Source organism: Streptomyces sp. NPDC126499 (assembly GCF_040302485.1).
GTDB lineage: Bacteria > Actinomycetota > Actinomycetes > Streptomycetales > Streptomycetaceae > Streptomyces.
Window position 1 is genome coordinate 138,358 of record NZ_JBEOUO010000017.1, and the last position, 7,108, is coordinate 145,465.

Consider the following 7,108-nt stretch of genomic DNA (forward strand, 5'->3'; position numbering starts at 1 on the left):
GCGGATACCCCCAGGCGGTACCCGCCCGGGTCGGCGTGTCACTCCACCGTGTCACCGCTCATGGCGGCGGCGAGCCGCAGGTGGGGCGCGGCCTCCGCGGCGCGGCCCTGCCGCTCCAGGGTGCGGCCGAGCATGAGCCGGGCGTAGTACTCGACGGGGTCGCGCTCCAGGACGGCCCGGAGTTCCTCCTCGGCGCGGGTGAGCTGGGCGGAGTGGTAGTACGCACGGGCGAGCAGCAGGCGCTGGGCCGTCTGGTCCGGGTGCTCGGCGACCAGGCCGCGCAGGATGCGGGCGGCCGTCAGGTACTCCTTGGCCTCGAAGAACAGCTGTGCCCGACCCCAGCGGTCGGCCGCCGTGCCGAACTCGTAGTACGTCTCCTCGCTCACCGTTCACTCTCTCTGCCGTCGGGACCGGTCGACCGGTGTTCCGGTGGCGTCAACCCGACGGGGTCGTTGAAAATTCCACCAATATTGTGGCGCGGGTCCGCCCCGCACGGCACCCCGACAGGAATAGGTTGAACGCCATGAGCAATCTTGATCGCCAGGCCACGCTCCAGGTCTGCGGTGGCCGGGGCTTCGTCGTCGCCGAACCGGTACGAGAACTCCTCAGCCCGCGCCACGTCCAGCTCGGCGAATCGACGGAGGTCCGCCGGCTGCTCCCCAACCTCGGCCGCCGCATGGTCGGTGCCTGGGCCTTCGTCGACCACTACGGCCCGGACGACATCGCCGACGAGCCCGGCATGCAGGTCCCGCCCCACCCGCACATGGGCCTGCAGACCGTCAGCTGGCTGCACGAGGGCGAGGTGCTGCACCGCGACTCGACCGGCAGCCTGCAGACCATCCGCCCGCGCGAACTGGGCCTGATGACCTCGGGCCGGGCCATCTCCCACTCCGAGGAGAGCCCGCGGCCCCACGCCCGCTATCTGCACGGCGCCCAGCTGTGGGTGGCGCTCCCCGACGCGCACCGCCACGTCGAGCCGCACTTCCAGCACCACGCCGAGCTCCCGCAGGTAACGGCACCGGGCCTGACCGCCACGGTCATCCTCGGCGCGCTCGACGGCGCGGTCTCCCCGGGTACCGCCTACACCCCCCTCACCGGCGCCGACCTGGCCCTGACCGCCGGCACCGAGGCCCGCCTCCCGCTCGACCCCGACTTCGAGTACGCGGTCCTGTCCATGTCCGGCGAGGCCCACGTCGACGACGTCCCCGTGCTCCCCGGCTCCATGCTCTACCTCGGCTGCGGCCGCACCGAACTCCCCCTGCGCGCCACCTCCGACGCGGGCCTGATGCTCCTGGGCGGCGAGCCGTTCGAGGAGGAGATCGTCATGTGGTGGAACTTCGTCGGACGCACGGACGAGGAGATCCGCCAGGCGCGCGAGGACTGGATGGACGGCGACCGCTTCGGCGAGGTGAAGGGGTACGACGGCGGGCGCCTGGCCGCCCCCGAGGTACCGGCAACTCCACTGAAGGCCCGGGGTCGGGTGCGCTGACCTGGGGCTCTTCTCCTTACGGCCGAGCGAGGCCCGGTACTGCCTCCGGCGGCCAGCCTCATTCGGCCGGGGCTGGCCGGCGGTGTTCCGCGCCATTGGGCGGGGAACCGGGTCCTGGCTGAGGGGTTACAGGGAGAGGGCTCGGCGTACACCTTGTGTAGGCGCTGCTGGGGCCCGTGGTGGGGAATGAGCGCGAGGGCCTCGCGTGATCGGTCGTGGTGGTCTCGAGCAGCCGGCGCTGCTGGTCGACGTGGCCGACCGGGAAGCGGTGGATGTCGCCACTGCTTTCGGTGAGGACTCGGGCGGTGTAGATCATGGGCAGGGGGGAAGGTCCAGCAGGCGTGGAGGAATCCGAACGCGGGCCTTCGTGAGTTTCTCCAAGGGGAGTGGAACATCGCCGCCTCGTCGAGCTTGCAGCCGATCGAGGTCAGGGCGTCGTTGAGCCAGTTGTGACCGGCTTTGTGGATCAGGGCGCGGCCGAGTACAGCAGGGTCGCCGACGTCATGCGCGCAGTGGACGAGGGGTTAGAACTCACTCCTTGGGAGTCGTGCCAGCAAGCGTGGGCAGCGGCAACGCGTGCAGGTCCTCGTCACTGCCGGCACGATGGTGCCCACCGCGGTCTCATAGCCCGGGTCATCTCTGCCGCCTGGTCCAGCTGCTCGCCGTCCAGCTCGCACACCTTCCGGTATCGGATCCGGCCGTCGTGAGCGGTGTGGAACTGGCGGAACAAATTCGAGTGGCTCTCGGTAGCCGGGTATACCTTGATCGGGATTGCGGTGTGGACTGAACCAGTTGACACGTAACCGCAGTTCAGGAGGCGAGTTGCTGTGAGCTTCCGATCATGTTTGAGACGGGTGATCCCTCTCGGGATCTGATCGGCTTCGTGCTGCCACGGACCGGTGCACTGGTGGAGGTGGCCAACCCGGTCCGCCCGTATGTGCGGCTGGACAGCGCCGGGGGGTGGCGGAGCCGGCGTCCGGGTTCTTCGCCGAGCTTCCGGCGTGTTCGCACCCGCCGTCGACGTTCCGCTCGTCGACTGGTGCGGATTGCCTGATCAAGTCCGCCGTTGGCGTGGCTGACGAAGTCGTGGCACGGGGCCTGTGCTCCTGGCGGTGCGACTCTGCTGCCATGCCATGCTTCCGGTGACGAGTACCAGAGCCGTCAGCAGCGACATCGCGGCTTGAGCTCTCCGCCGGCTGCGAATGGTCCGGCGATGGGTTGCGATTCCGGCATCGAGGAAACTGACTTCCAGCGCGGTCAGTTCGCTGCGGCCGACCGCTGTGGCGAAGATGCCAACCTGAGCGAGTCGGACCGGTGATATCCGCACACCGGGGTCGCGGCCCACCGCTTCCCATGCCTCCGCGGCCTCAGTCAGCCAGCGACGCAGCCGCAGCTTCTCGCGGTCCTGCTCGATCCAGTTGTGCAGTCGTGGCCAGGCGGTCATGAGAGACTCGTGTGCGAGTGCGATGGTGTCCGCGTCGATGGTGACGAGTCGCGCCCTGACCAGTTCATCGAGGACCGGGCCGACGGGCCCCAGGCTGCTGCGGTCCGCTGGCCGGCAGGTGTCGGGCCGGCCTGGCTCGCCGGGAGTGATCAGACGAAGCAGAATGCGTCGGGCGATCTCGGTCTGGGAAGGATCGAGCCGCTCGTACGCGGCCTCGGCAGTGCGCGCGATTGCGCCGTGGACCCCGCCGGAGCGCTCATATGCATCCAGAGTGAGCGTCCGACCGTGCCGGCGGAGCCACGTTTCCAGCAGAGAGTGCGAAAGCAGGGGCAGCCCAGCGTCCTGGCCGTGGATTTCATCAATGAGTCGTGTGGTCAGCGAGCGTTCGACAGCGAGGGTTCGGGCGGAGGCAGGGCCGGTGATGACCTGGCGTAGTTCGTCGCGGGTCATCGGCGTGATCGGGAGACTGGCATCGCGCACGGCTTGCGCCAGGCCGGCGTGGGCGAGGCAGTGCGGATAGAAGTCCGCCCGTATGCCGAGGACTACACGTATGCGGGCGCCCGGGACGCCAGCGGCGAGAAGAGCGTTGAGGAACGAGGTGCGTTCGCCTTCCTGACAGAGTGTGAAGATCTCTTCGAATTGGTCGACTATGAGCCAGGTGTCACCGGGGGCGTCGGCAGGTACGAGGAGGTGGCAGTGCCGGGTCAGAGATCTGTCTCCGGGAGTGAGGAGGCGGATCGCGGCAGGAGCCGGGTCGAGGTCCTGCAGGCGGGGCACGAGGCCGGCGCGCAGAAGTGAGGACTTGCCGCTCCCGGAAGGGCCGAAGACGGTGACTATCCGGTGCTCACGAGAGAGGATCACGAGGTCGTCAATGAGTCTGTCGCGTCCGAAGAACACATCCCGGTCGCTGGGCTCGTACCGAGAGAGGCCCCGGTACGGACAAGCCGCGTCGTTCTCCTCTTGTGCGCGGGCTGCGTACAGTCGCTCGACTACCGAATGCCAGCGTGCCTGCCAATCGGCCTCGTCTCCCCCGCAGGCGACGACGTAAGCGAGAACAACGGGAAGGGTCGGCAGCTGCTCACCGCCCGCCGCCCGGGAGAGCGTGGCCACTGAGTAGGATCCCGGCCGGTCGGCCATCTCCGCGTACGTCGGACTCCCTGCTGCCTGCCTGAGCCTGCGCAGGGCGAGAGCGAACTCCGCCACCGGTCCTGCAGCCGCGTCCAGAGACTTTTCTCGGCGCCCCACGACACCTCCCTACTGACCCTTTGCAGGCCGAATCGTCACCCAACACCGGCGCCCATGCCGCACACAAGGCTGGTTTCGGACCGAGACCAGGACGCAGGCGCGGAAGCGCAAGCCGCGCCGCTGGCGGCGGCGCGGGCATTGCACAGCCATCCGAGGCTCTAGTAGGAGTCGAGGATGAACTTCTGGAAGTTGCTGAAGTCGCCTTCCGGGGGGTGGCACTGGAACGTGCGCAAGTTTGCCCCGAGGCTGTCGTCCAGACAGCGGTCCGTGGCCCAGTTCCGGAAACCGTAGGTGCCGTCGTCGTTCTTCCACCTGCTCCAGCGCTGGAAGTGGGCGTACGGGCTCGACTGCTCGTGGCAGTGGAAGTGACGCAGATTGGCGTTGCTGTCGTCCATGCACAACCCGGTGGCGCGGTTCCTCAGCGTGTACGTCTCTCCGATGAACTGCGTCAGCTCGAACTTCTGGAAGTCGGCGTACTTGCCGTGCCGGTCCTGGCACGTCCAGTGCCTCAGCCCTTCGATGCTGTCATCGACACAGAACCCGGTGGCCACGCTCTTGAGTCGGCGCAGTGTCACGGCCTGGGCGCCGAAGGGGCCGGCACCGACGAGTGATGCTGACGTCTCGCCGGCGGCCGTGACAACGGCGGGAACGGCTGCCGCGGCAGAGGACGCGGAGGTCTGGGTGACAACCGCCGTGGCCGCGATCAGCACGGTTGCGAGGAGGCGTATGGCCCACCCGCGCAACGTGATTTGCACGTGATTCTCCAATCAGCCGCGCACAGGGCGGCGAAGGGTGATGTCCTGCTTGCGTGCCAACCGGACGCTGGCACGGCACAACAATTCGATGCCCGTGCGTTGTTGCGCACCCCATGACGAGCCATGAAACAAACAGACCTCACCCTGAGATGGCGCGGGCGGGAAGGCGTGAGGGTTGCATCGACCTGTCTCCCGCAACGGCGTCGACAGGAAGGGTGGTTGGTCGAAACACCGATGGCGCTGCTACGGATGCCGAGGCGGGCGCGTTGGCGTGTAGCGACTCGGCCCCAGCTTGTAGAGTGCGGACTTCCCGAACACCGCGCACCTTGCTGGAGCTGACTGTGCACGTGCTCGTTGCCCGAATCCAGGCAGTTGGTCGAGGCAGCGGTGCGCGAGCTGACGGAGGAGACCGGCATGGACTCCCGACAGGTTTGCGTGGTCTCGCCGACGCCTGTCTACATCGAGTACGGCAAGGTGCCGTCCCGACCGCGCAAGGACGAGCCGGAGCCCTACCACCTGGACATCGGATACGCCTTCACCACGGTCCGCGGTGACGTCGGACGCATCCAGGAGTCCGAGGTGACGCGGCGCGGGCTGGTACCCGCTGGAGGCGGCTGAGCGTCTTGTCGGGCACCGGATCAGGCGAGCGGTGACCGCACCGGCCTAGGTCGTGTCCGATGGGTCGCGTGACGCTCCTGCTGGGGACTCATTCCGTGGGGCATGGGGCGGGGAGATCTTTCGGATGAAGAGTGGGCTCGTCTGGAGCCACACTTGCCGGCGAATCGCGGGCGGGGAGGACGCTGGCAGTGCCACCGTCGTGTGATCAACGGGATTCTGTTCCGGCAGCGGACCGGCCTGCCCTGGCGGGACCTGCCTTCCTGCTTCGGTAGTTGGAAGACGGTTCACGATCGGCATCGAAGGTGGTCGGCGGACGGCACGTGGGAGAGAATTCTGCGGGCCGTCCAGGCCGACGCCGACGCCGAGGGCCGGATCGACTGGAGCATGGTCAGCGTCGATTCCACGACCTGCCGCGCTCATCAGCACGCGGCTGGCGCCGCCACTCGTGCCCCGAAGATCCCGGGTCGGCGCAGGAGCCCGGCACGTCACCGCTCCGATGAGGCCCTGGGACGTTCGCGAGGCGGCCTCACCTGCAAGATCCACCTCGCCGGAGAAGGCGGGTGCCGTCCGCTCGGGTTTGTCATCACGCCCGGCCAGTGGGCGGACGCACCGCACATGATTCCCGTTCTGGAAGAGATCCGCGTACCCCGGCAGGCTGGTGGACGACCACGCACCCGGCCCGACCATGTCGGAGGCGATAAGGCGTACTCGTCACGCCGAAATCGGCGTCACCTGCGCAGACGCCAGATCAAGCACACGATCCCCGAGCCGAGAGACCAGCGGGCCAACCGCCGGCGCCGCGGCAGCCAAGGCGGCCGGCCCACAGGGTTCCACAAGACGATCTACCGCCGCCGCAACGAAGTCGAGCGGACCATTAACCGGCTCAAGAACTTCCGGGCCGTCGCCACACGCTTCGACAAGCGCGCGTACGTCTTCCACGGAACGGTCACCGTGGCGGCGATCCGCCTATGGCTCCGCCCGGAGTGAAGCTCCCCGTTCAGAGGTCCTTGGCATCTTGGTAGTGGTGGCGAAGTTCGCTGAGTACGCGCTCGTCGACAGCCCTGACGTCCCACAAGGAACTGTCGACTTCGGTCAGAACGACCACCAGTTCGTCCCCGACGAACCCACATGCTTCGGCGTCGATCAACTGGAGGAAGGGGGTCGTCAACGACAACAGCGTCAACGTGTCCATGCCGGATTCGGCGGACCTTCTCTCCATCTCGACACAGCGAGGATCGACGAACTCGTCGAGTTCGACGCGCCAGGTCAGGCCCAGGCCGAAGCTGCCGAGGCGAACCAGCAGCTCGGCCAGGGTCACGTAGTGCTTTCCGTGCCAGGCGGGAAACGTGATCCCCTTCATCCCTGACTCTGCTTCGGCTGTGTAGCGCGACATGCGACCCCCTTCGTTCAGCGAAGACTAGGCCACAGCCTTGATCAGCTCTCACGACCCATCGGACAGCCCCTAGTAGTGCTTCGTTAGGTTCTCAGTCTGGTTCTGTTGCGGGGCAGGCGTCGGCCGCAGGTGGTGCAGGTGCCGGTCCAGCACTGCAGCAGGTC

7 protein-coding genes are annotated in these 7,108 nt (G+C 67.6%); 3 read left to right on the forward strand and 4 right to left on the reverse strand.

What is annotated here, in order from left to right; genetic code table 11:
• Positions 1-38: 38 nt before the first annotated feature.
• Positions 39-386 carry a tetratricopeptide repeat protein gene (locus ABTZ91_RS24545; RefSeq protein WP_352079376.1) on the reverse strand — a complete coding sequence of 116 codons (348 nt, stop codon included), beginning with the start codon at positions 384-386 and terminating at the stop codon, positions 39-41.
• A 137-nt stretch (positions 387-523) separates the two neighbouring features.
• Between ABTZ91_RS24545 and ABTZ91_RS24550 the strand changes: the two genes are divergently transcribed.
• Positions 524-1,489, forward strand: a complete 966-nt coding sequence (locus ABTZ91_RS24550; protein WP_352079377.1) for a pirin family protein — start codon at positions 524-526, stop codon at positions 1,487-1,489.
• A 1,054-nt stretch (positions 1,490-2,543) separates the two neighbouring features.
• On the opposite strand, the gene ABTZ91_RS24560 is transcribed toward ABTZ91_RS24550, so the two are convergent.
• Positions 2,544-4,178: a helix-turn-helix domain-containing protein gene (locus ABTZ91_RS24560; RefSeq protein ID WP_352079379.1), complete on the reverse strand. Its 1,635-nt coding sequence runs from the start codon at positions 4,176-4,178 to the stop codon at positions 2,544-2,546.
• A 158-nt stretch (positions 4,179-4,336) separates the two neighbouring features.
• Complete coding sequence (locus ABTZ91_RS24565) at positions 4,337-4,888, reverse strand: RICIN domain-containing protein (RefSeq protein WP_352079380.1); 552 nt, start codon at positions 4,886-4,888, stop codon at positions 4,337-4,339.
• Positions 4,889-5,347: 459 nt separating this feature from the next.
• Between ABTZ91_RS24565 and ABTZ91_RS24570 the strand changes: the two genes are divergently transcribed.
• A complete protein-coding gene (locus ABTZ91_RS24570) occupies positions 5,348-5,551 on the forward strand; it encodes a hypothetical protein (RefSeq protein WP_352079381.1) in 204 nt (67 codons plus the stop codon).
• A 102-nt stretch (positions 5,552-5,653) separates the two neighbouring features.
• Positions 5,654-6,538, forward strand: a complete 885-nt coding sequence (locus ABTZ91_RS24575) for an IS5 family transposase (protein WP_352079382.1) — start codon at positions 5,654-5,656, stop codon at positions 6,536-6,538.
• 10 nt (positions 6,539-6,548) lie between these two features.
• Here ABTZ91_RS24575 and ABTZ91_RS24580 read toward each other — a convergent pair whose 3' ends face one another.
• A complete protein-coding gene (locus tag ABTZ91_RS24580; RefSeq protein WP_352079383.1) occupies positions 6,549-6,944 on the reverse strand; it encodes a hypothetical protein in 396 nt (131 codons plus the stop codon).
• Positions 6,945-7,108: the final 164 nt, after the last annotated feature.